This window comes from Aeromonas sp. Y293-4 (assembly GCF_027705905.1).
GTDB lineage: Bacteria > Pseudomonadota > Gammaproteobacteria > Enterobacterales > Aeromonadaceae > Aeromonas > Aeromonas veronii.
In genome coordinates, this window is record NZ_JAPDCI010000001.1 from 59,464 (window position 1) to 86,071 (window position 26,608).

Sequence of the window (26,608 nt, forward strand, 5' to 3'; positions counted from 1 at the left end):
ATTCACTCATGTGTAATTAATGGCGTTCAGAGGCAAGGTTCAGGGTGTACTTGGGCAGTTCCACCACCAGATCCTCGTCCGCCAGCTTAGCCTGGCAGCTGAGGCGCGATTCCGGCTCCAACCCCCACGCCTTGTCCAGCATGTCGTCTTCCAGCTCGTCACTTGGCTCGAGCGAGTCAAAGCCCTCGCGCACCACGCAGTGGCAGGTAGTGCAGGCACAGGATTTCTCGCAGGCGTGCTCGATTTCGATACCGTTGCGCAGCGCCACATCCAGAATGGTCTCGCCGCTTTGCCCCTCGAGGGCGGCGCCATCCGGACAGAGTACGGGATGAGGAAGAATGATCAGTTTTGGCATATTACACCTTGTTGACGTTTTGTCCGGTCAGCACCTTGCGGATGGAGGCGTCCATCCGGCGGGCTGCAAACTCGCCACTGACAGCATCAGCTGCCTCAATGGCTTCTTTGATTTGATGGGTTGCGCCGCTGTTGCGCATGGTCAGCAGATGGGCGATGGCGGCATCAATCTCGGCACGCTCGGCAGCATTGAGCAGGACATCGCCATCGGCGGCCAGCGCCGCATTGAGACTCTCGACCACCCGGTCGGCTTCAACCTGCTGCTCGGCCAGCATGCGGGCATCCATATCCTGCTGGGCGTTCTCGATGGAGGCACTCAGCATGTTGAGGATATCCTGCTCCGCCAGCCCGTAAGAGGGCTTAACCTGGATCTCGGCCTGCACGCCGGAGGATTTCTCCATGGCGCTGACCGAGAGCAGACCATCCGCATCCACCTGGAAGGTGACGCGAATATGGGCGGCGCCGGCAGCCATCGGCGGAATACCGGTCAGGGTAAAGCGGGCCAGGGAGCGGCAATCGGCCACCAACTCGCGCTCACCCTGTACCACGTGAATGGCCATGGCGGTCTGACCATCCTTGAAGGTGGTGAACTCTTGGGCGCGAGCAACCGGAATGGTAGTGTTGCGCGGGATCACTTTCTCGGCGAGGCCACCCATGGTCTCGAGACCCAGCGATAGCGGGATAACGTCCAGCAGCAGCATCTCGGCTTCGGGCTTGTTGCCCACCAGAATATCGGCCTGGATGGCGGCGCCGATGGCGACCACCTTGTCCGGATCGATGCTGGTCAGCGGCGTACGCTGGAAGAACTCGCCCACCAGTTCACGCACCAGCGGCACCCGGGTGGAGCCACCGACCATCACCACTTCCAGCACTTCCACCTGCTCGAGACCGGCATCGCGCAGGGCGCGGCGACAAGCCAGCAAGGTCCGTTTCACCAGCGGGGTGATGAGTTCATCAAACTGGCTGCGGCTCACTGAACCCTGCCAGCCCGCAAAGGTGCACGCCACCTGCTCGGCATCGGTCAGGCCGTGTTTGACGGCAGCGGCCACATCCAGCAGCTCGCGCTGCAGATGGGCATCCAGCTCGCCGGAGAGGCCCGCCTGCTCCTTGATCCAGTCCGCCAGCAGGTGATCGAAGTCATCACCGCCGAGGGCCGAATCGCCGCCGGTCGCCATCACTTCAAACACACCGCGGTGCAGACGCAGGATGGAGATATCAAAGGTACCGCCCCCCAGATCGTAAACCGCGATCACCCCTTCCTGACCGGAGTCAAGGCCATAGGCAATCGCAGCCGCGGTCGGCTCGTTGAGCAGTCGCAGCACGTGCAGACCGGCCAGACGGGCCGCATCCTTGGTGCCCTGACGCTGGGCATCATCGAAATAGGCGGGCACGGTAATGACCACGCCATCGAGATCGCCCCCGAGTGTCTGGGCGCCACGCTCGGCCAGCTTTTTGAGAATTTCGGCCGAGACCTGCACCGGATTGACCAGCCCCTGACGGGTTTGCAGTTGCGGCATGCCATTGTCGGCGGCAACAAACTGGTAAGGCTGCTGGCGGGTATCGATATCGGCCAGCGCCTTGCCCATCATCCGTTTGACCGAGACGATGGTGTTGTGAGGATCGAGTGCCGCTTCGCGCTTGGCATCAATTCCGACTCGAATGGCGTCGCTTTGGTAGTGCACCACTGACGGGAGCAGGTCGCGCCCTTGCTCATCGCAAAGGGTATCGGCGTGACCGCTGCGAACCGCAGCGACGAGAGAGTTGGTGGTGCCGAGATCGATGCCGACGGCACGTTTGTGCTGATGAGGAACAGCGCTCTGGCCGGGTTCGGCGATTTGCAGTAATGCCATGGGTAATGAAACTTCCAGCGTTAAAGGATCAAGACTCGAGAAGCGAGTCTTCGAATCGTTCCAGCTCTTCGAGGAGCTTGTCGACAAACTTGAGTTTGCGAACGCAATCAGCGGCAACGAGATCTCTGCCGGCGGCAAGAGACTCGGTCAGCTGCTGCATCAACATCTGGTGATCATGCCTGATCTCGCTGCGAAAATCCTTGATGGCGCGCTCAGGGTCGGCGTCATCTTTCAGATCGGCCAAACGCTCGCGCCACTCCAGCTGCTGCATCAGAAACGCGGTATCTTGCAGAGTCTGCTGTTCACCACGGATATCGGTGCCACGCAGGGAGAGCAGATATTCTGCACGGCGCAGCGGCGCCTTGAGGGTGGTGAATGCTTCGTTGATCTGGGCGGCACGTTGCACCGCAGCCAGCTGCTCCCGTTCGGGGGCGGTGGCAAAACGATCAGGATGGAATTGGGTTTGCAGCTGGCGGTAGGTATCAGCCAACTGACGGGTATCGAGCTCGAAGCCTTCAACCAGCCCAAACAGCTCGAAATGATTCATGCAAACCTCTTGGAAACGTTCGCCACTACCTCACTCGCCCCTGGCAAATGAGATGTGGTTGAACGGGTCATGGGCGACCCGTTCAACCACAGACGAAGGATCATTGACGTCAAACATCTCAGACACTGAAGCTTTCGCCGCAACCACACTCGCCTTTGGCGTTGGGATTATTGAACTGGAAGCCCTCGTTGAGGCCCTCCTTGACGAAATCTAGCTCGGTGCCATCCAGATGGATCAGGCTCTTGGCATCAACAATAATCTTGACGCCCTGCTGCTCGAACACCTGATCCTCATCGGTCAGTTCATCAACGAACTCAAGCACGTAGGCCAGACCGGAGCAGCCGGTGGTTTTGACGCCGAGGCGCAGGCCAATGCCCTTGCCCCGGTTAGCCAGAAAAGAGGAAACCCGTGCCGCGGCGGCATCTGTCATGGTAATAGCCATACTGCTCTCCGGCGCTTAGAGACCTTTCTTCTGCTTGTAATCGGCGATGGCGGCCTTGATGGCGTCCTCAGCCAGAATGGAGCAGTGGATCTTCACCGGTGGCAGGGCCAACTCTTCAGCGATATCTGTGTTCTTGATGCCAGCCGCTTCGTCCAGGGTCTTGCCCTTGACCCATTCGGTCACCAGAGAGCTGGAGGCGATGGCGGAACCGCAGCCGTAGGTCTTGAACTTGGCATCTTCGATGATGCCTTCGTCGCTGATCTTCAGTTGCAGCTTCATCACGTCGCCACAGGCGGGCGCACCGACCATGCCGGTTGCAACGCTGGGATCATTCTTGTCGAAACCACCGACGTTGCGAGGATTCTCGTAGTGGTCGATTACTTTTTCACTGTAAGCCATATCTCACTCCTGCTAATTCTGTTGCTCACTGACCAGATAGATCAGTGATGAGCCCATTCGACCGTGTTCAGATCGACGCCGTCTTTGTACATCTCCCACAGAGGGGACATCTCGCGTAGACGACCGATGGAGTCACGAATAAGCTTGACCGCGTAGTCAATCTCTTCCTCGGTGGTGAAGCGACCCATGCTGAAACGGATGGAGCTGTGTGCCAGCTCGTCGTTCAGACCCAGTGCGCGCAACACATAGGAGGGTTCCAGGCTGGCGGAGGTACAGGCCGAACCGGAAGAGACCGCCAAATCTTTCAGCGCCATGATGAGGGATTCCCCTTCCACATAGGCAAAGCTGACGTTGAGGTTGCCCGGAACACGTTGCTCCAGATCGCCATTGATGTAGACGGCTTCAATATCCTTGATGCCATTCCACAGACGCTGGCGCAGTGCCAAGATACGCTCGCCTTCACTCACCATCTCTTCTTTGGCGATGCGGAAAGCTTCGCCCATCCCGACGATCTGGTGGGTCGGCAGAGTACCGGAACGCATGCCGCGCTCGTGGCCGCCACCGTGCATCTGGGCTTCCAGACGAACGCGCGGTTTGCGGCGAACAAACAGCGCACCGATCCCTTTTGGACCATACACCTTGTGCGCAGAGACGGAGAGCAGATCCACTTTCAGTGCTTCCACATCTACCGGGATCTTGCCCACACTCTGAACGGCATCCACGTGCAGCAGGATCTTGCGGGAACGGCACAACTCGCCGATGGCGGCAATGTTCTGAACCACGCCGATTTCGTTGTTCACATGCATGATGCTCACCAGGATGGTGTCATCACGCATGGCATTCTCGATCATCTCGAGAGTAAACAGGCCGTTGGGCATCGGCTCAAGATAGGTCACCTCGAACCCTTCACGCTCCAGCTGGCGACAGGTATCGAGCACCGCCTTGTGTTCGGTCTTGGAGGTGATGATGTGCTTGCCCTTGCTGGCATAGAAGTGGGCAACACCCTTGATGGCCAGGTTATTGGATTCGGTCGCACCGGAAGTGAAGACGATCTCGCGGGGATCGGCACCGATCAGATCTGCCACTTGATTACGGGCCAGATCCACCGCCTCTTCAGCTTGCCAGCCAAAGCGGTGAGAACGGGAAGCCGGATTGCCGAACAGGCCATCCATGGTGAGACACTGCATCATTTTTTCTGCGACACGCGGGTCCACCGGACAGGTTGCCGAATAATCAAGGTAAATAGGCAGTTTCATGTTTTTCTCCGTCACAGTCCGGGTCATACAGAGTCCCGCTGTGGAAAGCACGTTTATAGTTGGACTTTCAAGCTCACATCGCCGTGTTCTGCCCGATCAACCAGGGACAACACGGTCTTCATTTGTTCATCTTGCTTGCCGGCAATCCGGCGTACATCGGCCTGGCGTACCAGCTCGGCCAGGGTGATATCCCCGAGGAAGCTGGAGATACGCTCGCTCAGATCGCGCCACAGGGAGTGCGTCAGGCACTGTGTACCACCGTGGCAGCCGCCCTTACCGAGGCACTTGGTGGCATCGACCGACTCATCGACCGCGGTGATCACCTGACCAACCGAAATCTCGCCTGGGGCCAACCCGAGGCGATAACCACCACCCGGGCCACGCACGCTGCTCACCAGACCATGTTTACGCAGGCGGGCAAAGAGCTGCTCGAGATAGGACAACGAGATGCCCTGGCGCTCGGAAATATCGGCAAGGGGGACGGGCCCCTGCTCTGCATGCAGCGCCACGTCGAGCATGGCGGTTACAGCGTAACGTCCTTTTGAAGTCAGTCTCATGTGCCTTACCGTCTTGCGAAGCAATTTAATGGGGCACATGGTCACATACCCGACCAAATCAGTCAAGTATATGGTTGAGTAAATCAGTCGGATTAATCCGGTACGCGCGCTTTCTGCACCGAGGTCAGAATACCGCGCAGAATGTTGAGCTCAGCTGCTTCCGGCCGAGCCCGATTGAACAGGCGACGCAGCTTGCTCATCACATGACCCGGATGATCATCAGCAATAAAACCGGTCTTCATCAGGGTTTGTTCCAGGTGCTGATAAAACCCTTCCAGCTGGGCGGCACTCGGATAGACCATCTCCTCTTCAGGCTCGGCGGCCTGCCCCTTTAGCCAGCGCACCCGCACTTCGTAGCAGAGAGTCTGCACCGCCATGGCCAGATTGAGAGAGCTGTAATCAGGATTGGCCGGAATGGCCACGTGGTAGTGGCACTTTTGCAATTCGTCGTTGGTGAGACCGCTGCGTTCACGGCCAAACACCAGCGCGACCGGGTGCTGCATCCCCTCAACCACCGACTTTTCGCCGGCCTCACGGGGATCGAGCATGGGCCAGCTCAGGGTTCGCGAGCGGGCGCTGGTGCCAATCACCAAACCACAATCGGCGATCGCGTCGTCCAGCGTCGGGACGATACGGGCATTGGCAAGCACATCGCTGGCACCAGCCGCCAGGGCGAAGGCATTGTCATCCGGCAAGGCTTGCGGATCAACCAATACCAGCTGGGTCAACCCCATGGTCTTCATGGCACGTGCCGCAGACCCCATGTTGCCGGTATGAGAGGTGTTTACCAAAACGATACGAATCTGATCCAACATGCCCAGTCAATCTTCAGTCAAAAATGGCGCGCAATTGTAACATAAGAGAACACGATGTTGGCACCGTAAAAGCCGAGCCATTTCAGAACAAAACCACCCGTTTGTATAACAAACCAGCATGAGGGAAGTGAGAGGGGGGGACTAAACTTGATGGATATCCGATAAACGGCACAGGAGACACAACGCCATGCTTCCTCCCTTTATCTATGAGAGATTGCCCAGCCTCTACCTGCTGGCAGCCATTGCCATTATTACGTTGAGTGATCAGCCCCTGCTCTGGTTTGCAGGCGCCTTACTGTTTATCGCCGGAGCGGTGACCTGGATGATGCGCTCCAGCTACCGACGTACCGATCTGATTATCTTTCCGAGCAAACGCTGGCTACAGCCGGAGTGGCTGTATGAAGCGCAGCCCTTCATCTGGCTGGCTGCGGGGCTAGCCATGTCACAGCTGCCCGCCCCTGCGGCACTCATCGCCTTGGTGCCCTGTCTGTGGGCCTGTCGTTGCCTCTGGGCACGGCACCATTATCGTCGCCATGCCCATGGGGTGATTGTCCACTTAAGACGGGATCCCGCCCGGCGCCGTCCGCACCGGAGCCTGCGCTGACTCGGTACGGGCGCGTTCGATAAACGTCGCCAGATCCATCAGGGGATACTTCATCAGGCTTGGCAAGCCATCGAGATCCAGACTGTCCATCAAGTTTTTCACCTCAAGACCCAGTTCGGTATCCCCTTCTATCTTCAGCTTACGCTGGAAAAAAAGCGAATCAGGATCCTCTTTGCGACCAGCGATGAGGATCAGGTCGTTGGCGGTACCGCTGAAGCAGACATCGGCCTTGTCACACTCGCGAGCCACCACCAGCTGGCCATTCTGCTCACTGATAAACCAGCACAGCTCCAGATCAGAGACTTCGACTTTCAGCCACTTGTCTGCCAGAAACTCGAAATCACCATCTTCGATAGCCTCTTTGAAAACCCGGGCCAGCAAACTCTCCATCAGCTGCTTTTGCAGATTGAACGGAACCAGCTTGAGGGGATGGCGCAAGAAGCGCGGAGCCTGTTCGACCAGGCGGCGTTGCAGTTGTTGAAACACGATAGACTCCCTTTTTTGCGCATTCAAACACAGGGAGAGTGGCAAGATCCTGTTGGAAATCAAACTTGTGCAGGGTTACCTCAAGAAGGGTAAAGCCACACAAAGCTGCCTCAGGTCAAAAAGCGGGAGTGCATGGCTGCATACAATCAGGGCTCGTTTGCCCTTCATATGCACTCTCGGAGCGTACCAATGGAATTACTCTGTCCGGCAGGCAGTTTGCCGGCACTGAAAACCGCCGTGGATAACGGGGCCGATGCCGTTTATATCGGTTTCAAGGATGACACCAATGCCCGCCACTTTGCCGGTCTCAACTTTACCGACAGCAAACTGGAGAAGGCGGTGGATTATGTGCATCAACATGGTCGCAAGCTGCATATTGCCATCAATACCTTTGCCCATCCCGGGGCCGATACTCGATGGAAACAGGCGGTTGATCGCGGGGTGGCCCTCGGCGCCGATGCGTTAATCATCGCCGATCTCGCCGTGCTGGAATATGCCAGCCGCCACTACCCCGAGATGGAACTCCATGTCTCGGTGCAGGCCAGCGCCACCAATGCCGCCGCCATTCGCTTCTATCAGCAGCAATTCAATGTCACACGGGTGGTGCTGCCCCGGGTGCTCTCCATGCATCAGGTCAAGCAGCTGGCCCGCGAGACCGATGTTGGCCTTGAGGTATTCGCTTTTGGCAGCCTCTGCATCATGGCCGAGGGGCGCTGCTATCTCTCCTCCTACATGACTGGCGAGAGTCCCAATACCGTCGGTGCCTGCTCACCGGCCAAGTTCGTCCGTTGGGAAGAGACCCCGAATGGTCTCGAGTCGCGGCTCAACGAGGTGCTGATCGACCGCTATGGCCCGGGCGAAAATGCTGGCTATCCGACCCTGTGCAAGGGGCGTTTCGACGTGGATGGCCAGACCTACCACGCGCTGGAAGAGCCCACCAGTCTCAATACCCTGGGTCTCTTGCCCGAGCTGTTCAAGACCGGGATCCAGTCGGTCAAGATTGAAGGGCGCCAGCGCAGCCCCGCCTATGTGGAGCAGGTGACCCGGGTGTGGCGTGCAGCCATCGATGCCTATCAGGCCAATCCCGAGGCCTATCAGGTCAAAGCTGAGTGGGATGCCCAGCTCGCCCGCGTCTCCGAAGGTAGCCAGACTACCCTCGGCGCCTACCATCGTCAGTGGCAATAAGGAGTCCACCCATGCAATTTTCTCTCGGGCCTCTGCTCTTCTACTGGCCCAAAGCCGATACCGAAGCCTTTTACCATGCAGCCGCCGACAGTCAGGCCGACATCATCTATCTGGGGGAGACCGTCTGCAGCAAGCGGCGCGAACTCAAAGTCGATGACTGGATTGCACTGGCCCGTCAGGTGGCTAGCTCCGGCAAACAGGTGGTGCTCTCGACCCTAGCCCTTATCTCCGCCCCTTCCGAGCTCAAGGAGGTGAAGCGACTGGTCGACAATGGCGATCTTATGGTCGAAGCCAACGATCTCGGTACGGTGCAACTCGCCTGGGAGGCAGGGATCCCCTTCGTCTGTGGTCCCGCCATCAACGCCTATAACGCCGATGTGCTGCGCATGCTGCTCAAACAGGGGATGAAACGCTGGGTCATGCCGGTTGAACTGTCCCGTGACTGGCTGATCCAGCTCAATCAGGATCTGGGCACCCTGCGCGACCAATTTGAGGTCGAGGTGTTTGCCTACGGCCATCTGCCGCTCGCCTACTCGGCGCGCTGCTTCACCGCCCGATCCCTCGACAAGCCCAAGGACAACTGCGAGCTCGCCTGCATCAACTACCCCACCGGACGACTGGCCAACAGCCGCGAGGGGCAGCGGGTGTTCAATCTCAACGGGATCCAGACCCAGTCCGGTTACTGCTACAACCTGGGTAACGAGCTGGCTGGTATGGAAGGTCTGGTAGATGTGGTCAGGCTTTCGCCGCAAGGGATGGAGACGCTGGAGATGCTGGCCCGCTTCAAAGCCAACCGGCAGGGCCAGGCACCCCTCTCCTTGCAGCAAGGAAGCGATTGCAACAGCTACTGGCGTCAGATCCCCGGCATGAGCCTGGTGGAGTAAACCCGCTATTTGCCCAACAAAAAGGCCTCATCGCGAGGCCTTTTTTACCACTATCTGGCAGTAGATCAGGAGGGCTGATCACCCTTGTTACGAGCGCTCTGGGCACCTGGCGGCAAGGGCTTGCGCGCCATCAACTCCAGCTCCAGCAGCGCATAGCGGTGCTCGATGAAATCATAGACGTTGTTGGATAAGGCCAGCTTGAAGTAGCTGATGGCCTCCTTGCGGTTGCCTTTGCCCAGCTCGAACTTGCCCAGATAGAAGTAGGTTTCACACAGGCGCTCGGCGAGCTCCCGGTTATCCTTCACCCCTTTCACCACGTTGCCCATCAGCTGGGAAGCGTTGATCTCGCCGGTATAGAGGCGAACCAGATCCCAGTTCCAGGCATCGTCATCGTACTTGTTGAGACGCTCGCGCATCCGGCTCATGGCGGCCGACGGGTCGAGTTTCTGCTCAGCCAGATAGAGCCAGATCACCCGATAGGGGTCTTCCGGCTGCGCCTCGTAGAAACGCTTCATATCGGCCGCGGCCAGCTCGGGACGGTTACCGTAATAGAGGGCGATGCCACGGTTGAGATAGGCATAGTCATAGTCCGGCGCCAGTTCGAGGGCGGAATCGAACGCATCATAGGCTTCGTCGTAATTCTGCTGCTGTACCAGATAGACGCCGATGAAGTTGTAGGCCTCGGCGAAATCCGGTTTCTCCCGCAGGGCACGGTTGAAATCGAGCCGCGCGAGGGAACGCAGACCAACCCGATCAAACACCACGGCACGCTCATAGAACAACTCTGCCCGTTGCTCGGTGGTCAGTTCCATTTCACTGAGCATCTGCCCGAGTCGGGCGAGCGCCAGCTCACTCTGGTAGGAGACCTGCAGGGGGGTCGCCAACACCAGTGAAGCAGGCTGCGGCTTGGGAACCTTGGGGGTGTTAACCTGACTGCTACTGCTGCAACCCCACATGGGAAGCAACAACAGGATACCGAGGAGGTATCCAATCCCTTTCCTGACGTTCAATGAACACTCCGACGCTTACGCTTGACCCCGCATATGGTAAAGGTCAACTGCCGCTTTGTCATGTAGCTGTGCCCCTCTACCTCAAATAAATCAGGATTCGACAGGGTATCCGGCATCGCACCAACCGCGAAACCCGCCGTCGACGCTGATCACCTTGCGATAACCCATCTGTTGCAGGTTGTCCGCCGCCAGAATTGAGCGAAAACCACCACCACAATAGAGGTAGAGCTCGGTCTCAAGATCCGGGAACTGGGTCTCGATATCCCGCTCAATCACGCCACGACCCAGATATCGGGCACCAGGCAGATGGCCTTTGGCCCACTCGCTCTCTTCCCGTACGTCGATCAGGTGAAACGTGCGCCCTTCATCCTGCCAGCGCTTGATCTGGTGAACATCGGTTTCGGTGATGCGGGAGCGGATCCCGTCAACCAGCGCCAAAAAACGGGGATTGTGATGCATGACAAACTCCTGTTGTTTAAATCATGTGCGTCAGCAAACGACACGCAGAGATAAGAAAAGAGCGCCATGAGGCGCTCTTCACTGTTACGGCAGGATTTCCTGTTGGTCCGCACCCTCTTTCTCTACCTGGGTGGGCAGCATGTGCTCGCGCTTGACGCCGAGGAACATGGCAAACGCACTCGCCACATAGATGGAGGAGTAGGTACCGAACGCCACACCGATCACCATGGCCACGGCAAAACCGTGGATCAGCGCACCGCCCTTGAGCAGCAGCGCCAGCACCACGATAAAGGTGAGGCCGGAGGTGATGATGGTACGACTCAGGGTCTCGGTCATGGAGAGATCCAGAATGTATTCGGTATCCCCTTTACGCACCTTGCGGAAGTTCTCCCGCAAGCGGTCGAACACCACGATAGTATCGTTCAGGGAGTAACCCACCAGGGTCATCAGTGCCGCCAGTACGGTCAGGTCGAACTCGTACTGGAAGTAGGCAAAGACACCCAGCGTGATCACCACGTCGTGCACCAGAGAGAGAATGCCCCCCAGCGCCAGACGCCATTCGAAACGCACTGCCACGTAGGCCAGGATACAGAGGATAGAGGCCAGCATCGCCAGCGCACCATCGGTCGCCAGTTCATCCCCCACGGAAGGGCCGACGAACTCGACGCGTTTGAGCACTGCGCCCTCGTCGAGCTGCTTGGCCGCCGCCAGCACTTCGTTACCCTGTTGTTCTACCTTGACCCCCTCTTTCGGGGTCAGGCGGAACAGCACGTCACGGCTGGAGCCAAAGTGTTGCAGGGTTGCCCCTTCAATCTTCTGCTCTTCCAGAGCGTCGTGGATCTTGTCCAGGCTCACCGACTGCTGGAACCCCACCTCGATGGTGGTACCACCGGTAAAGTCCAGACCCCAGTTCAGCCCCCGATCAAACAGGAAGAACAGGGCTACCACCATCAGCACGGAAGAGAAAACCACACCCGGCTTGGCATAGCGCATAAACGGGATCGGTTTTTCAAAATGTAGAATCTGAAACATTTCTCTATCCTCAGATGGGCAGCTTGTCGATACGCCGTCCACCCCAAGCCAGGTTGATAATGGCACGGGAAACTGTGATGGCAGTAAACATGGAGGCGGTCAGACCAATGCCCAGCGTCAGAGCAAAGCCCTTGATGGCGCCGGTGCCGATACCGAACAGGATCACACAGGTGATCAGCGAGGTCACGTTGGAGTCGGCGATGGTGGAGAATGCTCGATCAAAGCCCAGATGGATGGCTTGCTGAACACCCCGACCGTTGCGGATCTCTTCACGAATACGCTCGTAGATCAGCACGTTGGCATCCACCGCCATACCCAGCGTCAAGACGATACCGGCGATACCCGGCAATGTCATGGTGGCCCCCGGAATCATCGACATGATGCCGACAATCAGCACTAGGTTCATACATAGCGCCAAGTTGGCAACCCAGCCGAACGCGCGGTAGTAGATCCCCATGAACAGCACGATCACCAGCATGGCCCAGCCGATGGCTTCCATACCGCTGTCGATGTTCTGTTGACCCAGGCTCGGGCCAATGGTGCGCTCTTCCACGATCTGGATCGGGGCGATCAGGGCACCGGCACGCAGCAGCAGCGCCAGGTTGTGGGCTTCGTTGGCGTTGTCGATACCTGTGATACGGAACTGGCTGCCAAGACGCGACTGGATGGTGGCGACGTTGATCACCTCCTCCTGCTTGCGGAACTTGCGCTTGCCATCCGGACCAGGTTGACCGACCGGCTTGTACTCGATGAAGACGGTCGCCATCCCTTTACCGACGTTGTCCTTGGTAAAGTTGGCCATCTTGTTGCCACCCTGGCCATCCAGCTTGATGTTGACCTGGGGACGGCTGTACTCGTCGAAACCGGACTGGGCACCCACGATGTGGTCACCGGTCAGGATCACCCGCTTTTGCAGCACCACGGGACGACCGTTGCGATCGTTATAGACCTTGGAGCTGGGCGGGACACGGCCGTCGGCCGCAGCCTGGATGTCGGCAGTCTCATCGACCATGTGGAACTCCAGGGTCGCGGTCGCACCGAGGATCTCCTTGGCACGGGCGGTATCCTGAATACCGGGCAGTTCAACGACAATGCGCTCGGCGCCTTGCTGTTGTACCAGCGGCTCGGCCACGCCCAGTTCGTTGACCCGGTTTCGGATGATGGTGATGTTCTGCTCGAGGGCGTACTTCTTCACTTCCTTGATCTTGGCTTCGCTCAGACCAGCCAGCAGGATAAACTCATCCCCTTTCTGCTCGGTAGTGAAGGTCAAATCAGGGTTCTGACGACGCAGATGAGAAACGGCGCGTTCCTGATCGGCTTCGTCACGGAAGATCACCTGCACCTGATCACCGACCCGGCGCACGCCGGAGTAACGGATCTTCTGGGTGCGCAGCTCGGAGCGGAAATCCTGCACCATCTGCTCTTGCTGCTTGGTCAGTGCTTCGGCCATGTCCACTTCCATCAGGAAGTGCACACCACCGCGCAGATCAAGACCCAGCTTCAGAGGCGCCGCACCGATGGCTTCGAGCCAGGCGGGAGTGGAAGGTGCCAGGTTGAGTGCGGTAATGAAGTTGTCGCCCAGCTTGTTGGCAACGATATCGCGCGCCTTCAGCTGGTCTTCGGTGTTCTTGAAACGGATCAGGATAAAACCGTGCTCGAATGCAGCATGTTTGACCGGGATCTTGGCCGCTTCAAGGGTCTCTTTCACCAGATCAAGAGTATCTAGCTTGACTTCGGCACCACGGCTGGCAGAAACCTGCAAAGCCGGATCTTCGCCGTAAAGATTGGGGGCTGCATATAGAAAACCGATGGCGATCACCAGGATCACCATCAGGTATTTCCACAGCGGATAGCGATTCAACACGCTGTGCTCCTTGGGAGATTAAAGGGACTGGATAGAACCCTTGGGCAGAACGGCAGAGACGAAGTCCTTTTTGATGGTGACTTGAGTCTGGTCGTTCAGGGCGATCACCAGGTAATCGCTGTCTGCAGCCACTTTGGCAATTTTGCCAACCAGGCCACCGGAAGTGAGCACTTCATCACCCTTGGACAAGGAGCTCATCAGATTGCGGTGATCCTTGGCACGTTTGGCCTGGGGACGATAGATCATGAAGTAGAAGATCAGGCCGAATACGGCCAGCATGATGATCATTTCCATACCACCACCCTGTGCACCCGGTGCTGCGCCTTCTGCATACGCCTTGGAGATAATGCTCATTTAACAACCTCTTATTGATGTAGATTAAAAAAACAAAATTATATGTTGTTGTTATTTAACGTCATTTTCAGCTAACGGAGGCACAGGCTTCCCTTGCCGACGGTAAAACTCTGTTACAAAGTCGTCTAATTTACCCTGCTCGATCGCGTCCCGCAAACCCTGCATCACACGCTGGTAATAACGCAGGTTATGAATCGTATTCAGACGGGCACCGAGGATCTCGTTGCACTTGTCCAGATGGTGCAGGTAGCTGCGGCTGTAGTTCTTGCAGGTGTAGCAATCGCACTCGGCATCCAGGGTGCTGGTGTCGTTGCGGTGCTGGGCGTTGCGGATCTTCACTACGCCATCGGTGGTAAACAGGTGGCCGTTGCGGGCGTTGCGAGTCGGCATGACGCAGTCGAACATGTCGATACCACGGCGCACCCCTTCCACCAGATCTTCCGGCTTGCCGACACCCATCAGGTAGCGCGGCTTGTCAGCCGGAATTTTCGGGCAGACGTGCTCGAGGATGCGGTGCATGTCCTCTTTGGGTTCGCCCACGGCCAGACCACCGACCGCATAACCGTCGAAACCGATCTCCAGCAGCCCCTTGAGGGAGACATCCCGCAGATCTTCGTAGACCGAGCCCTGAATGATGCCGAACAGGGCGTTCTTGTTGCCCAGCGCATCAAACTTGTCGCGGGAGCGCTTGCCCCAGCGCAGGGACATCTCCATGGACTTGCGCGCTTCTTCATAAGTAGCCGGGTACGGAGTGCACTCGTCGAAGATCATCACAATGTCGGAGCCCAGATCGTACTGGATCTCCATGGACTTCTCGGGGTCGAGGAAGATCTTCTCGCCATTGATGGGGTGACGGAAGTGGACGCCCGCTTCGGTGATCTTGCGAATATGGCCCAGGCTGAACACCTGGAAACCACCGGAGTCGGTCAGGATCGGGCCCTGCCAGTTCATGAAGTCATGCAGATCGCCGTGGGCACGCATCACTTCCTGACCCGGACGCAGCCAGAGGTGGAAGGTGTTACCCAGCAGGATCTGGGCACCGGTTTCACGCACTTCTTCCGGGGTCATCCCCTTGACGGTGCCGTAAGTCCCGACCGGCATAAAGGCCGGCGTTTGTACCACACCACGTTCGAAGACCAGTTGACCGCGACGGGCACGGCCGTCGGTGGTTTTCAGTTCAAATTTCATTGCTACCTCGGCTGCGTCAGATAAACAGTCTGACAATAGGAGGGCCGCTCACGGCCCGGTAAATAAGCTGAAGCTTATGCTTCAACCTGGCGACGGGTGACGAACATGGCGTCCCCGTAGCTGAAGAAACGGTACTGCCCGGCCACGGCTGCCTGATAGGCCGCCATCACGTTGTCATAACCGGCAAAGGCGCTGACCAGCATGATCAGGGTCGACTCCGGCAGATGGAAGTTGGTGACCATGGCATCGACAATCTGGAACTTGTAACCAGGGAAGATGAAGATATCGGTGTCACTAAAGAAAGGCGCTAGCGGTTTGCCCTGCGCCAGGGTGACCTTGGCCGCGCTCTCCAGCGAACGGACCGACGTGGTCCCCACCGCGATCACCCGACCACCACGGGCACGGGTGGCCGCGATGGCATCCACCACCTCTTGCGGCACTTCCGCATACTCGGAGTGCATGTGGTGATCTTCAATCTTCTCTACCCGCACCGGCTGGAAGGTCCCCGCCCCTACATGCAGGGTGACAAAGGCCGTTTCAACCCCTTTGGCCCGAATTTTCTCAAGCAGCGGCTCATCAAAGTGCAGACCGGCGGTCGGGGCCGCGACGGCGCCCGGCTTTTGATTGTAAACGGTCTGGTAGCGCTCCTTGTCGGCATCCTCGTCGGGACGGTCGATATAGGGGGGCAGCGGCATGTGGCCGATGGCCTCCAAAATCTCCAGCACCGGACGCGGGTCGAGGAAGTGGATCTCGAACAGAGCGTCGTGGCGGGCGCGCATCTCTGCCTCCACACCACCATCCATGATCATCCGGGTGCCGGGCTTGGGCGCCTTGGAGGCACGGACATGGGCCAGCACGCTGTGCTCGTCCAGAATGCGCTCGACCAGTACCTCCAGCTTGCCGCCGCTGGCCTTCTGGCCAAACATGCGTGCCGGAATGACACGGGTGTTGTTGAATACCAGCAGGTCACCCGGATTGAGCTGATCCAGCACATCCACAAATTGACCGTGGCGCAGGGCGCCAGTCTGGCCATCGAGCTGCAACAGGCGGCTGGCGGTACGCTCTGCCATCGGATAGCGGGCAATCAGCTCGTCTGGCAGATCAAAATGAAAATCGGATACTTGCATCTTTCACCTCGGGGGGAATCGGCGGCTAGTCTAGTTATCCCCATCTTCCAAGGCAACCCAAAAGACCAAAAACCCAAGAGAGACAAGGGGTAGCGAGCAATATTGAGACACACCTCCGGTTAATGATTCTTTAATGTTCTGTATTGACCCTGATCATGTTTTGCCAGTTGGGGCTGGGCTAGGGTGAAAGCAGATACACAAGGAGGCCCACCATGATGACCCTATCCGCAATCATGACCGAACACCCCTTCACTCTGGGTCCGTCAAACAGTGTCAAACAGGCGATGGACCTGATGCAGCAGGAGCGGATCCGCCACATTCCCATCGTCGACGAGCAGCACCACCTGCTGGGGCTGGTGACCCTCACCGATATCCTGGCCACCCGGGAATCCAAGCTGCTGCTCATCAGCCCGGAGCGGGAAGCCGAATTTACCGACAGCGTGCAACTCGACGAGATCATGACACGGCAAGTGGCGAGCGTAGATCCTCACGCCGGCATCAAGGAGGCAGCACTCTACCTGCAGCGCCACAGATATGGCTGCCTGCCGGTACTCAAAGGACGCAAGCTGATCGGCATTGTCACCGAGTCGGACTTTATTGCCGTGGCCATCAACCTGCTGGAATTGATGGAAGAGCAGGAACCACCTACCGACTTTTGATAGATCGACTTGTAATTAAATTACAATAAAAGCGTTTTCAGCCGTCAAAATAAGCTTAAATGATGAAACACTTTCATTTTGATTGAAAAATTACACCAAATGCTTGCCTTGTGATCTGCGTCACACTATTATCTCTCTCATGCAATAGTTGCCGAGGGGGAGACGAGGGATTGTGCACCCATTATCTTCCTCTCATATGTCTGCAAGTTTGCACACCCCGTAGTTAGTCTTTGCTGTAAAGCATTTGTTTATATAGCCATTCCTTGTTTGATGACCCGGCCCTGTCGTTGCGATAGCGCCGGGATTTTTTTATCTGCGCCCTTCGGCCTCCCCTTGCCAGCACATCCCCATCGCTGCGACCAACGGCCTCAACCTCCTCGCCACCTGTTTGCACCACCGTTTATCTCATCGCGTCATCGTGGCTCTGCACACCCCTTCTTATGCCTTGAAAAGGCGATGTAGCGCACAGACATTGAACCACGACAAGGAGTTATCTCAGTAGGTCAGAGATATTCATGTTAGGTACAGCCATAGTGAGCTATCTAATAAGTAGATTTAAGCGATTCAAAATTGCGGCTTTTATCGATTAACGGAAGCCCCTATGATGAATCCATCGAAAGTTAAGCGCCTCGTCTGGCAAGACTCTTCAACACCAGACCGGCATATGTACATCACCAAGGAGCAATTACATGTCTACCTACATCAACACTGAAATCAAGCCGTTCAATGCTACCGCCTACCACAATGGCAAATTCGTTCAGGTGTCTGACGCTGACCTGAAAGGCAAGTGGTCCGTGGTCTTCTTCTACCCGGCTGACTTCACCTTCGTTTGCCCGACCGAGCTGGGCGACCTGGCTGACAACTACGCTGAATTCCAGAAGCTGGGCGTCGAGATCTACTCTGTCTCTACCGATACCCACTTCACTCACAAAGCATGGCACGACACTTCTGACACCATTCAGAAGATCCAGTACCCGATGATTGGTGACCCGACTGGTACCATCACCCGCAACTTCGGCGTGATGATCGAAGAAGCTGGTCTAGCTGACCGCGGTACCTTCGTAATTGACCCGCAGGGCATCATCCAGATCGTCGAGATCAACGCCGGCGGCATCGGCCGTGACGCACTGGAACTGCTGCGCAAAGTCAAAGCAGCCCAGTACGTTGCCTCCCACCCGGGTGAAGTGTGCCCGGCTAAATGGAAAGAAGGCGAAGCCACTCTGGCCCCGTCCCTGGACCTGGTAGGCAAGATCTAAGCCTCCCGCTTCCAAGACCGGCCCGCATAAGGGCCGGTCTGCTTTCCGGCATTGCCAAATAGGCCTGAAAGCAGACCGACTCACATTTAATGCCAACTCGCCATTACAAGAAGGAATTCGACCATGTTGGATACCAACCTCAAACAACAGCTGAACACCTATCTGCAGTACATCGTCAATCCCATCGCGATCAGCGTGTCCGGCAACGACAGCGACAAATCTGCAGAGCTGCTGGCACTGGCCAGCGAGATCGCCGAGATGTCCTCCAAGATCACCCAGACCTCTGGCACTGCCGCTCGCAAGCCTTCCATGAGTGTCGCGCCGCAGGGCCAAGCCCCGCGCGTTCACTTTGCCGGTATCCCCATGGGTCATGAATTTACCTCTCTGGTGCTCGCCCTGCTGCAAAGCGGCGGCCACCCCTCCAAGGCCGATGCGGCCGTGCAGGAGCAGATCCGCAATCTCAAGGGTGAGTATCACTTCGAGACCTATATCTCCCTCTCCTGCCACAACTGCCCGGACGTAGTACAGGCCCTCAACCTGATGGCGACCCTGAACCCCGGCATCACTCACACCATGATCGACGGCGCCCTGTTCCAGGAAGAAGTCGCCGAGCGTCAAATCATGGCGGTACCGAATGTCTACCTGAACGGGCAACCGTTCAGCCAAGGGCGGATCTCGCTGGAAGAAATCGTCGCCAAACTCGACACCGGTGCCGCCGAGCGCAAGGCTGCCGAGCTGAATGAGAAAGATCCCTACGACGTGCTGGTGGTGGGCGGTGGCCCGGCTGGCGCCGCAGCGGCCATCTATGCCGCCCGTAAAGGCATTCGCACCGCCATCGTTGCCGAGCGTTTCGGTGGTCAGGTGATGGACACCGTCGGTATCGAGAACTTTATCTCCGTGCCCTACACCGAAGGCCCCAAGCTGGCCGCCAGCCTGGAGCAGCACGTCAAAGAGTACGGCGTTGAAGTGATCACCGAGCAGCGCGCCGCCGCCATCAGCAAAGATGGATATGTGAACGTGGATCTCGCCTCTGGCGCCACCTTGAAGAGCCGCGCCGTGATCCTGGCTACCGGTGCCCGCTGGCGTGATCTGAACGTACCAGGCGAGCTCGAGTACCGCACCAAGGGTGTGGCCTACTGCCCGCACTGCGATGGTCCCTTCTTCAAGGGCAAGCGAGTAGCTGTGATCGGTGGCGGTAACTCCGGCATCGAGGCAGCGATCGACTTGGCTGGCATCGTCGAGCATGTGACTGTGGTGGAGTTCGCCGACACCCTGCGAGCCGATGAAGTGCTGCAGAAGAAGGCTCGCTCCATGGGCAATATCGACATCATCATGAGCGCCCGCACCACCGAAGTGATCGGTGATGGCAGCAAGGTGGTGGGCATGGATTACGAGGATCGCACCACCGGTGAGATCAAGCATCTGGCGGTGGCGGGTATCTTCGTCCAGATCGGCCTGGTGCCGAACACCGAGTTCCTGAAAGGGAGCGAGATTGCCCTGACCCGCTTTGGCGAGATCGAGATCGATACCAAAGGGGCGACCTCCCTGCCCGGCGTCTACGCCGCAGGGGATGCCACCACGGTACCGTTCAAGCAGATCATTATCTCCATGGGTGCTGGCGCCACCGCCGCACTGGGAGCGTTTGATTACCTCATCCGCAACCCGGCGCCGGAAGCGACCAAAGCTGATGCTGTGACCGCCTGATAAAACCAGCGCAACAAAAAGCCGACGCTCGATTAAGTAAACACGAGCGTCGGCTTTTTTATATCTGCATCGATGCGCAATAAAAACCCCGCAGCAAATGGCGGGGTTGTTCATGACTGGACTTCAACGACGGGCATCACTCCAGCAAGAAAACAGCCTCGATATTATCGCTTACCGTGATCTGCTGTTGTTGATAGCTGTTGTCCGCCATATCCGGCGCGGGAGCAGCCATCGCCATGGCCTGCACCACCTTCAGGTTGCGGCTGTAGGCGGTAATGGGCGAAGCATTGCGGTACTCCACACTGTAGACCTTGCCAAGCTTCATCCCGAACGCCTTGGCCAGAGATTCAGCCTTGGTTTTGGCATCCTCAACGGCATTCAGACGGGCCTGCGCCTTGATGACCTGCGGCGATTTCAACCCGTACTCAATCTGGGATACGGACTCCAGCCCGGCTTTGAGTGCGGTATCCATCAGGGGGCTCAACTTGTCGAGCTGATAGAGCTTCACCGCCAATTGTCGCTGAGCACGATACCCCAACAATACCGGCTTCTTGTTCTCGCCATACTGATATTCCGGAGAGACCATCAGGTTGCCAGCCTCAACATCGCTGCGCTTGATCCCCAACCCTTCCAGTTGGCTGAAAAAGGCTGCGACCTTGGTATCGACCTGCTGCTTGGCCTTGAGGCCCTGCTTATCCAGTGCACTCACCGCCACATTGAGGGTGAGCATATCGGGTTCGGTCTTCTGCTCGGCATAACCACTCACCACCAGATGGGGCGCTTGCGGCACTTCAATCGCCAGCAGCGGAGCACTGACAACCAGAGCGGAAAGAGTAAGAAGGGGACGCCACATAGAAAAAAACCTCAATCGGAAAGATTAAGGTCATTATGCCCGTGCAGTTACGGGATTCATATATCATGCAAGGGGGGGAGCTGATCCAGTATCTGATTGGTCAGATCGAGACTAATGGTGACCATGCTGCCGGGATCCTGGCTCTGGTTTGCCATATCCAGCGCAGGAGCCGCGCCACAGACCAACACCTCATCATCGAAATGGAACGAGTCCCACGACAGAACGTGTCCTTGCACCGCCTGTCCGATATTGGTGCCACCACTATCCTCCTCCATCGCAGACCAAGGGATGGTATCAGATGGCCCCAGTAAATCATGCAACAACGGAGAGTGAAAGCTGGCCAGCGGATACTCCTGCTGCCCCTGATGATGGCCAACCAGAATCATGTTATGGGCAGACTCGGTATCCATGACCGGCACATAAGTGATAGAGGCCGTAGCGAAATCAACATAGAGCGAGCCCGCTACATCACCGGCCTCATTCTCTATCTCCATCCCATCCAGCCGATCCCCCGCGATCGAGGCCTGATAGCCAAACTGACCTGCGCAGGTAATGTTCCCCTGCCCATCCCAGCTATAACGGATGCCATCAATGTCGACCCAGTTGAATGACTGCATGATTACCCCTCTCCTCTACTGCCGCTATCTTATCCATCCCCTTGAGGAAAAAACAGGGGCCAGGCAAGCCCGGCCCCAAGACAAGGTTACGGATCAACCTTCAAGTTACCGTCATCCAGCAACTTCTGAATAATCTGCAAGTCACTGTTACCCAGGGTCGTCAAGTCAATACTGTCAAATTTTATGACGTGGGTGGTTCCTCCATTCGTACCATCCAAATCAATAGTCAATGTTGATTTGTTTGTGCCTGGCCCATCACTACTGAAATTGAGGTACGCATCAAGCGAACCAGAGTTGGCATGTTCGCCAGTGAGCAGCTCGCTTATATCCAGTACATCTCCGCCAGTGCCGGTGGTGAAGTCTTTGATGACATCCACACCACCGATATCACCCGCCCCCCACTTAAAGGTGTCTTTACCGCCTCCACCTGTCAGGGTGTCGCCATCAGCACCACCAAGGAGCAAGTCATCGCCGCCACCACCGCTCAAGATGTCGCTTCCAACCAAACCGCTCAGTACGTTGGCATTGCCATCCCCCGTCAGACTGTCGTTGAACATGGAACCCACCAGATTTTCCATATTGCTCAGACTGTCAGTACCCGCACCACCGGTCGCCTGATTATTACCATTGACCTTAACAGTGACACCGGCCGTACTATCGATGTAACTGGCCGTGTCGTTGCCAGCACCACCGTTCAAGGTATCGTTGCCTGCACCGCCAACAAGAATATCGTTACCCTCGCCACCATTCAAAGCGTCGTTACCGGCACCGCCCAGCAGAATATCATTTCCAGCATTGCCGTTGAGCGTATCCGCCCCCGTCCCGCCGATGAGGATCTCGTCCAGATATCCTCCTGTGAGCGTTGCCCCGCTTTGAACATCCACGAAGACCTTGGCCGTATCTGTGGTCGAGCTATTGGTGTAGTTGAATGACCCTTCGTAGCTACTGGGGGTTGCGCTGCCAGAGGTATCATCGAACGTCACCGAACCCGCGTTATCTGTCACTGTCCCACCAACGGCCCCAGAGACGCCCGTAATAATCTGGGTCGCAGCCAGCGGCCCGGTATCATTGACAAGCAACGCCCAATCCGGAACGGTTGCAGGGTCCTGGTTGGTGATGATGAAATCATCGCGTACCACCGTCGGACCAACCGCTGGCTTGATCACGATGGCCAGAGTGCTGGACGCTGTGTCCCCGTCCTTATCGGTAATGCCATAGCCCACGACCTGGTTTATGCCCCCTGCCGGTATAGAAGACGGCGGAGTATAGGTATACGCCCCGTTGTCCATATCTACCTTGAGGGTGCCGCCAGCCAGCGCAATAGTCCATTCGTTTGTTGATTGGTTAAAGGTCCCAACCGACGTACCGCCAGAAACACCCGATGTATCCGTGTTCTGGTTGTAGGTATAGGTTACCCCCCCCACAGTAATGGAGCTGAGCCAGCCACCATCCGCCCCGGCTCTGGCCACTATGCCGTTGATCATTTGACCCGCCAGCGGTGGCGCAATAACAGTACTCAAAAGCGTAGCGGCCAATTGGCTGAAATCAGTCACAACCACAGCGGTTGTATTCGCCGGGCTGGCGCCACTGACGCCATTGTAAGCGATGGGGTCAAGTGCAGACTGTGTAGAGCCTGAGCCCATCCCTAGCGCAAACGAGTTGATATTGTTTGCTGTAAGGAAATCAGTCCAATCTTTGGTTTCTCCACTCAGTGTTGGGCCGTCACCATCTATGCCATTACCACCACCAAGGGCGTTATTGCCATCCGGGACAGAAGCGGCTGAGCCACTCAATGCATTCGCAGTGGGCTGACCATCTGACATGAAATAGGAGACATTTTGTGCATTAGTCTGCCTGCCTGTATCGCCAAAGGCCTTGATCGCCTCATTTAGAGCATCGTCATAGTTAGTACCACCTGATGGTTGCAGCCCCAATATGGTCGACTTGGCCACATCCACATTGACCCAGATACTGGTTGGGTTAGTAGCAGAGGATGCAAATGTGATGATATTGACCATAACGGTGCCATAGGCACTGTACTTGTCGAGCAACTCCAAGGCAGATTTTTGCATCACCTGCATCCGGGTCATGCCTTGATAGCCCGATGGATCACCCATACTGCCGGAAATATCGAGGATCAACATCAGGTTGGTATTTTGCACCTGAGTGGCCTGACCCGAGTTGGTTACTGCATTCGCCGTCGGGATGTCGTCATCGACGTTGATGGTCAGGCTGCCATCCACGCTGTCTTTGTCGGCATCGGTAACACGGTAGTTCAGCGTGAAGGTGGCGTTATTCTCGTCATTACCGTCGGCATGCTTGATCGGCGCATTCTGCGTCACGCTGTAGGCACCCGTGGCGCTGTTCAGCGTCACCGTCAGCACGGTCACGCCAGCCTGTTTGACCAGCAGTGAACCACCAGACCCCGCTTCATAGGTGTAACCGCCCGGTGCGCCACTGGTCAGCCACTGGATGCTGCCAGCGCCGTCGGCACCGAAGCTGTGGCCCAGAATTCCGCTGACGTTGACCGCGTTCGGGTCGTCGCCCGTGCCGCCAGCTATGCCGCCCGCCAGGGCATCATCGTCCAGTTGCACTGCTGCGTTAGCGCTGACCGTCGGGATGTCGTCGTCGACGTTGATGGTCAGGCTGCCATCCACGCTGTCTTTGTCGGCATCGGTAACACGGTAGTTCAGCGTGAAGGTGGCGTTATTCTCGTCATTACCGTCGGCATGCTTGATCGGCGCATTCTGCGTCACGCTGTAGGCACCCGTGGCGCTGTTCAGCGTCACCGTCAGCACGGTCACGCCAGCCTGTTTGACCAGCAGTGAACCACCAGACCCCGCTTCATAGGTGTAACCGCCCGGTGCGCCACTGGTCAGCCACTGGATGCTGCCAGCGCCGTCGGCACCGAAGCTGTGGCCCAGAATTCCGCTGACGTTGACCGCGTTCGGGTCGTCGCCCGTGCCGCCAGCTATGCCGCCCGCTAGGGCATCATCGTCCAGTTGCACTACTGCGTTGGCGCTGATACTCGGGCCATCGTCTTTGAAGCTGATAACTTTACCGATATCTAGTCGACCGCTACTGTGGTCACCATCCTTATCGGTAACGGTCAGTGTCAAACTTATATGGCCAGAGCCGAGGAATTTGACTTCATCGGGATCAGAAGTCGGATGTTCAATAGCTCGTAATTGATCAAGAGTTACTTTACCGCTGCCGTCAACGCTAAGGTTAAACACCAACTGACCGGTGGTTATAGTACGCCCTTCAATCGTTGAGCCATTCATAACTAGTCTGATCTGTTCACCTGTTGTTGTATCAATCAAGCCTGAATTTACATTTTGTATGCTCAAGCTGTAGCTCTTGGATCCCAGACCATCTGCCCCCGGCTGTACGTTGAACACACCACTAAAGTCAGCTGTTGCATCATGATTGAGGTTGGACTCATCGACCTGCAACTGCACAGCACCGCCCCAAGTCACAGTGGTACTGACATCGTTGTAGTCATAATCCGAGTTGAGGGTCATATCCTCCCAATTTTGGTTGCCTGCGCTACCAGTATCCTGCAAATGTGAACCGCCAGGGTTGAGGCTCGCATCGCTGAACACGATGTTGGCACCATCGGCCCCACTCAACGCAGTGCTGCCAACGAATGCCTGCCACTTGCCATTAATAAACTGGAATGTGACGGCGGCACCATCGCCAAGAACGGGATTGGCACCTCCATTGGGGATAACAAAGAATCCGGTATGAGCAGGATCCAACGAACTGATATCTGTCTGGCTTCCCACACTCTGACTGTGAACATTTGCCCAGATGACTTTGCCGGACAACGGGGTGCCATCATCACCTTTGATGTAATAGCCATAGCTATTTGAATAACCGGCGTTGCTACCCAGGAAAGTGACTGAAGAAGTCAGGGACAGCTCACCCACCTGGATTGTCGGCGTATCATCGTTAATTGTGACTGCAAGTACGCCACTGGCACTATCCCCGTCACCATCTGTCACCTTGTAGCCCACATTGAGGGTGAGAGTATCTTCGGTATCAACCCCTGTGTGCATCAATGGCTGCAGAAGTTTCACCGAGTAGGCACCAGTGCTCGGGTCGGTAATGGTGACCGTCATCAAGACACCGCGAGTGGAACTGATAGACAAGGTTCCACTTTGGGCATCCCACGTTGAGGTCACACTTTCACTTCCCAACGCATTAGGCCCGGAGAGTTCAAGCGATTTGAGGCCATCAGCCCCGGCCTGATAAACCAGATTGCCCGTGACGCTGGTGTTGGCCCCTGCCACATCACCAGAACCACCATTGATCCCGCCAACAAGGCCTTCATCGTCAAGTACCAAGGCAGCCTGGACATTGTTTGCTTTGGGACCGTCATCCTCGAAGCGGAACACACCGGTGGCGCCCAGGTCCACAGACGCGCTGGCGCTATCGCCATCGGCATCAGTCACGGTCTGCACCAATGTCAGCACCCCCTCGTCCACGCTCAGCGCCACGCTGTCATCCGCATTGCCGGTGTTGCCATGCCAGACGTTGTCCAGCAGGGCCAGGGTCACTTCCCCGGTGCTCGGGTTGATGGTCAGGGTGAAGTAGTCCACCCCACCGGCGCTGCCGGTGATGACGTTGCCCACCTGATTGAGCACGATGGCGGCACCCTGCCCGTTGGCCGCAGCCGGATCGACCGCATACAGGCCGCTCGCCACATTGGTACCGGTCAGCGCCAGGCTGTAGCCTATGCTGCCCGCCCCGTCGGCCCCGAAGGCCGGGTTGAACTGGGCCTGCACATTGGCGGCGCTCAGGGTGGCACTGGCCACTCCGTCGCTGCCAACGCCACCCAGGCTGACCAGGCTTTCATCCACGCTCGCACCCAGGCTCGGCGCTTCCACCGCCAGCCCGGCCCGCGGGCCGTCATCCTCGAAGCGGAACACGCCGTTGGCGCCCAGGTCCACAGACGCGCTGGCGCTATCGCCGTCGGCATCGGTCACGGTCTGCACCAGGGTCAGCACACCCTGACCCAGCGTCAGTGCCACGCTGTCATCCGCATTGGTGGTGTCGCCGTGCCAGACGTTGTCCAGCAGGGCCAGGGTCACTTCCCCGGTG

The 26,608-nt window shown here is 57.2% G+C and carries 25 protein-coding genes; 6 read left to right on the forward strand and 19 right to left on the reverse strand.

The genetic code is table 11. From position 1 onward, the window contains the following. Positions 1-16: 16 nt before the first annotated feature. The 8 genes from fdx to trmJ form a co-directional block, all read right to left on the reverse strand. The gene (gene fdx / locus OKC31_RS00230; RefSeq protein ID WP_005333808.1) at positions 17-355 is read right to left on the reverse strand and encodes an ISC system 2Fe-2S type ferredoxin; all 339 of its coding nucleotides are present in this window, start codon (positions 353-355) and stop codon (positions 17-19) included. Position 356: 1 nt separating this feature from the next. Continuing rightward, positions 357-2,204 carry a Fe-S protein assembly chaperone HscA gene (gene hscA, locus OKC31_RS00235; RefSeq protein WP_270655894.1) on the reverse strand — a complete coding sequence of 616 codons (1,848 nt, stop codon included), beginning with the start codon at positions 2,202-2,204 and terminating at the stop codon, positions 357-359. 28 nt (positions 2,205-2,232) lie between these two features. Next, positions 2,233-2,751, reverse strand: a complete 519-nt coding sequence (hscB, locus tag OKC31_RS00240) for a co-chaperone HscB (RefSeq protein WP_005351031.1) — start codon at positions 2,749-2,751, stop codon at positions 2,233-2,235. 118 nt (positions 2,752-2,869) lie between these two features. Next, the gene (iscA, locus tag OKC31_RS00245; protein WP_005333812.1) at positions 2,870-3,193 is read right to left on the reverse strand and encodes an iron-sulfur cluster assembly protein IscA; all 324 of its coding nucleotides are present in this window, start codon (positions 3,191-3,193) and stop codon (positions 2,870-2,872) included. Between the two features lie 15 nt (positions 3,194-3,208). Beyond that, on the reverse strand, positions 3,209-3,592 hold the full coding sequence (gene iscU, locus OKC31_RS00250) for a Fe-S cluster assembly scaffold IscU (RefSeq protein ID WP_005333813.1): 384 nt from the start codon (positions 3,590-3,592) through the stop codon (positions 3,209-3,211). 41 nt (positions 3,593-3,633) lie between these two features. Next, positions 3,634-4,848 carry an IscS subfamily cysteine desulfurase gene (locus OKC31_RS00255; RefSeq protein WP_270655896.1) on the reverse strand — a complete coding sequence of 405 codons (1,215 nt, stop codon included), beginning with the start codon at positions 4,846-4,848 and terminating at the stop codon, positions 3,634-3,636. Positions 4,849-4,901: 53 nt separating this feature from the next. Continuing rightward, positions 4,902-5,405: a Fe-S cluster assembly transcriptional regulator IscR gene (iscR, locus tag OKC31_RS00260; protein ID WP_026035025.1), complete on the reverse strand. Its 504-nt coding sequence runs from the start codon at positions 5,403-5,405 to the stop codon at positions 4,902-4,904. 92 nt (positions 5,406-5,497) lie between these two features. Next, a complete protein-coding gene (gene trmJ / locus OKC31_RS00265) occupies positions 5,498-6,220 on the reverse strand; it encodes a tRNA (cytosine(32)/uridine(32)-2'-O)-methyltransferase TrmJ (protein WP_270655898.1) in 723 nt (240 codons plus the stop codon). 187 nt (positions 6,221-6,407) lie between these two features. On the opposite strand from trmJ, the gene OKC31_RS00270 reads away from it, so the two are divergent. Beyond that, positions 6,408-6,824, forward strand: coding sequence for a hypothetical protein (locus OKC31_RS00270; RefSeq protein WP_076491775.1), 417 nt, complete (start codon positions 6,408-6,410; stop codon positions 6,822-6,824). On the opposite strand, the gene ubiT is transcribed toward OKC31_RS00270, so the two are convergent. Next, positions 6,777-7,310: a ubiquinone anaerobic biosynthesis accessory factor UbiT gene (gene ubiT / locus OKC31_RS00275; protein ID WP_076491774.1), complete on the reverse strand. Its 534-nt coding sequence runs from the start codon at positions 7,308-7,310 to the stop codon at positions 6,777-6,779. The genes OKC31_RS00270 and ubiT overlap by 48 nt on opposite strands. A gap of 189 nt (positions 7,311-7,499) precedes the next feature. On the opposite strand from ubiT, the gene ubiU reads away from it, so the two are divergent. Both ubiU and OKC31_RS00285 read left to right on the forward strand, forming a co-directional pair. Further along, positions 7,500-8,495 (forward strand): ubiquinone anaerobic biosynthesis protein UbiU, encoded by a 996-nt coding sequence (gene ubiU / locus OKC31_RS00280; RefSeq protein WP_042080116.1) that lies wholly within the window; start codon positions 7,500-7,502, stop codon positions 8,493-8,495. Positions 8,496-8,506: 11 nt separating this feature from the next. After that, positions 8,507-9,379 (forward strand): U32 family peptidase, encoded by an 873-nt coding sequence (locus OKC31_RS00285; protein WP_270655899.1) that lies wholly within the window; start codon positions 8,507-8,509, stop codon positions 9,377-9,379. Positions 9,380-9,444: 65 nt separating this feature from the next. Here OKC31_RS00285 and nlpI read toward each other — a convergent pair whose 3' ends face one another. From nlpI to queA, 7 genes are all read right to left on the reverse strand, one after another. Then, entirely contained in the window at positions 9,445-10,389 is a 945-nt protein-coding gene (gene nlpI / locus OKC31_RS00290) for a lipoprotein NlpI (RefSeq protein WP_005351017.1), read from the reverse strand. 90 nt (positions 10,390-10,479) lie between these two features. Then, the gene (locus OKC31_RS00295) at positions 10,480-10,848 is read right to left on the reverse strand and encodes a rhodanese-like domain-containing protein (RefSeq protein WP_019446086.1); all 369 of its coding nucleotides are present in this window, start codon (positions 10,846-10,848) and stop codon (positions 10,480-10,482) included. Between the two features lie 84 nt (positions 10,849-10,932). Further along, positions 10,933-11,880, reverse strand: a complete 948-nt coding sequence (secF, locus tag OKC31_RS00300) for a protein translocase subunit SecF (protein ID WP_005337322.1) — start codon at positions 11,878-11,880, stop codon at positions 10,933-10,935. A gap of 10 nt (positions 11,881-11,890) precedes the next feature. Further along, positions 11,891-13,744 carry a protein translocase subunit SecD gene (gene secD, locus OKC31_RS00305; protein ID WP_005337324.1) on the reverse strand — a complete coding sequence of 618 codons (1,854 nt, stop codon included), beginning with the start codon at positions 13,742-13,744 and terminating at the stop codon, positions 11,891-11,893. An 18-nt stretch (positions 13,745-13,762) separates the two neighbouring features. Continuing rightward, positions 13,763-14,098 carry a preprotein translocase subunit YajC gene (yajC, locus tag OKC31_RS00310; protein ID WP_005337327.1) on the reverse strand — a complete coding sequence of 112 codons (336 nt, stop codon included), beginning with the start codon at positions 14,096-14,098 and terminating at the stop codon, positions 13,763-13,765. Between the two features lie 51 nt (positions 14,099-14,149). Next, complete coding sequence (gene tgt / locus OKC31_RS00315) at positions 14,150-15,286, reverse strand: tRNA guanosine(34) transglycosylase Tgt (RefSeq protein ID WP_005337329.1); 1,137 nt, start codon at positions 15,284-15,286, stop codon at positions 14,150-14,152. Between the two features lie 74 nt (positions 15,287-15,360). After that, entirely contained in the window at positions 15,361-16,413 is a 1,053-nt protein-coding gene (gene queA / locus OKC31_RS00320; RefSeq protein ID WP_021229691.1) for a tRNA preQ1(34) S-adenosylmethionine ribosyltransferase-isomerase QueA, read from the reverse strand. A 212-nt stretch (positions 16,414-16,625) separates the two neighbouring features. Between queA and OKC31_RS00325 the strand changes: the two genes are divergently transcribed. From OKC31_RS00325 to ahpF, 3 genes are all read left to right on the forward strand, one after another. After that, positions 16,626-17,072 carry a CBS domain-containing protein gene (locus OKC31_RS00325; protein ID WP_270655901.1) on the forward strand — a complete coding sequence of 149 codons (447 nt, stop codon included), beginning with the start codon at positions 16,626-16,628 and terminating at the stop codon, positions 17,070-17,072. A 689-nt stretch (positions 17,073-17,761) separates the two neighbouring features. Further along, positions 17,762-18,328: an alkyl hydroperoxide reductase subunit C gene (gene ahpC, locus OKC31_RS00330; protein WP_005337335.1), complete on the forward strand. Its 567-nt coding sequence runs from the start codon at positions 17,762-17,764 to the stop codon at positions 18,326-18,328. A 123-nt stretch (positions 18,329-18,451) separates the two neighbouring features. Then, positions 18,452-20,032, forward strand: coding sequence for an alkyl hydroperoxide reductase subunit F (ahpF, locus tag OKC31_RS00335; protein ID WP_270655903.1), 1,581 nt, complete (start codon positions 18,452-18,454; stop codon positions 20,030-20,032). Between the two features lie 136 nt (positions 20,033-20,168). On the opposite strand, the gene OKC31_RS00340 is transcribed toward ahpF, so the two are convergent. From OKC31_RS00340 to OKC31_RS00350, 3 genes are all read right to left on the reverse strand, one after another. Continuing rightward, positions 20,169-20,885, reverse strand: a complete 717-nt coding sequence (locus OKC31_RS00340; protein WP_270655905.1) for an SIMPL domain-containing protein — start codon at positions 20,883-20,885, stop codon at positions 20,169-20,171. Between the two features lie 56 nt (positions 20,886-20,941). After that, positions 20,942-21,502 (reverse strand): hypothetical protein, encoded by a 561-nt coding sequence (locus tag OKC31_RS00345; RefSeq protein WP_005359771.1) that lies wholly within the window; start codon positions 21,500-21,502, stop codon positions 20,942-20,944. Positions 21,503-21,588: 86 nt separating this feature from the next. Next, positions 21,589-26,608, reverse strand: a 5,020-nt coding sequence (locus tag OKC31_RS00350; RefSeq protein WP_270655907.1) for a DUF5801 repeats-in-toxin domain-containing protein, incomplete at its 5' end; no start/stop codon positions are given.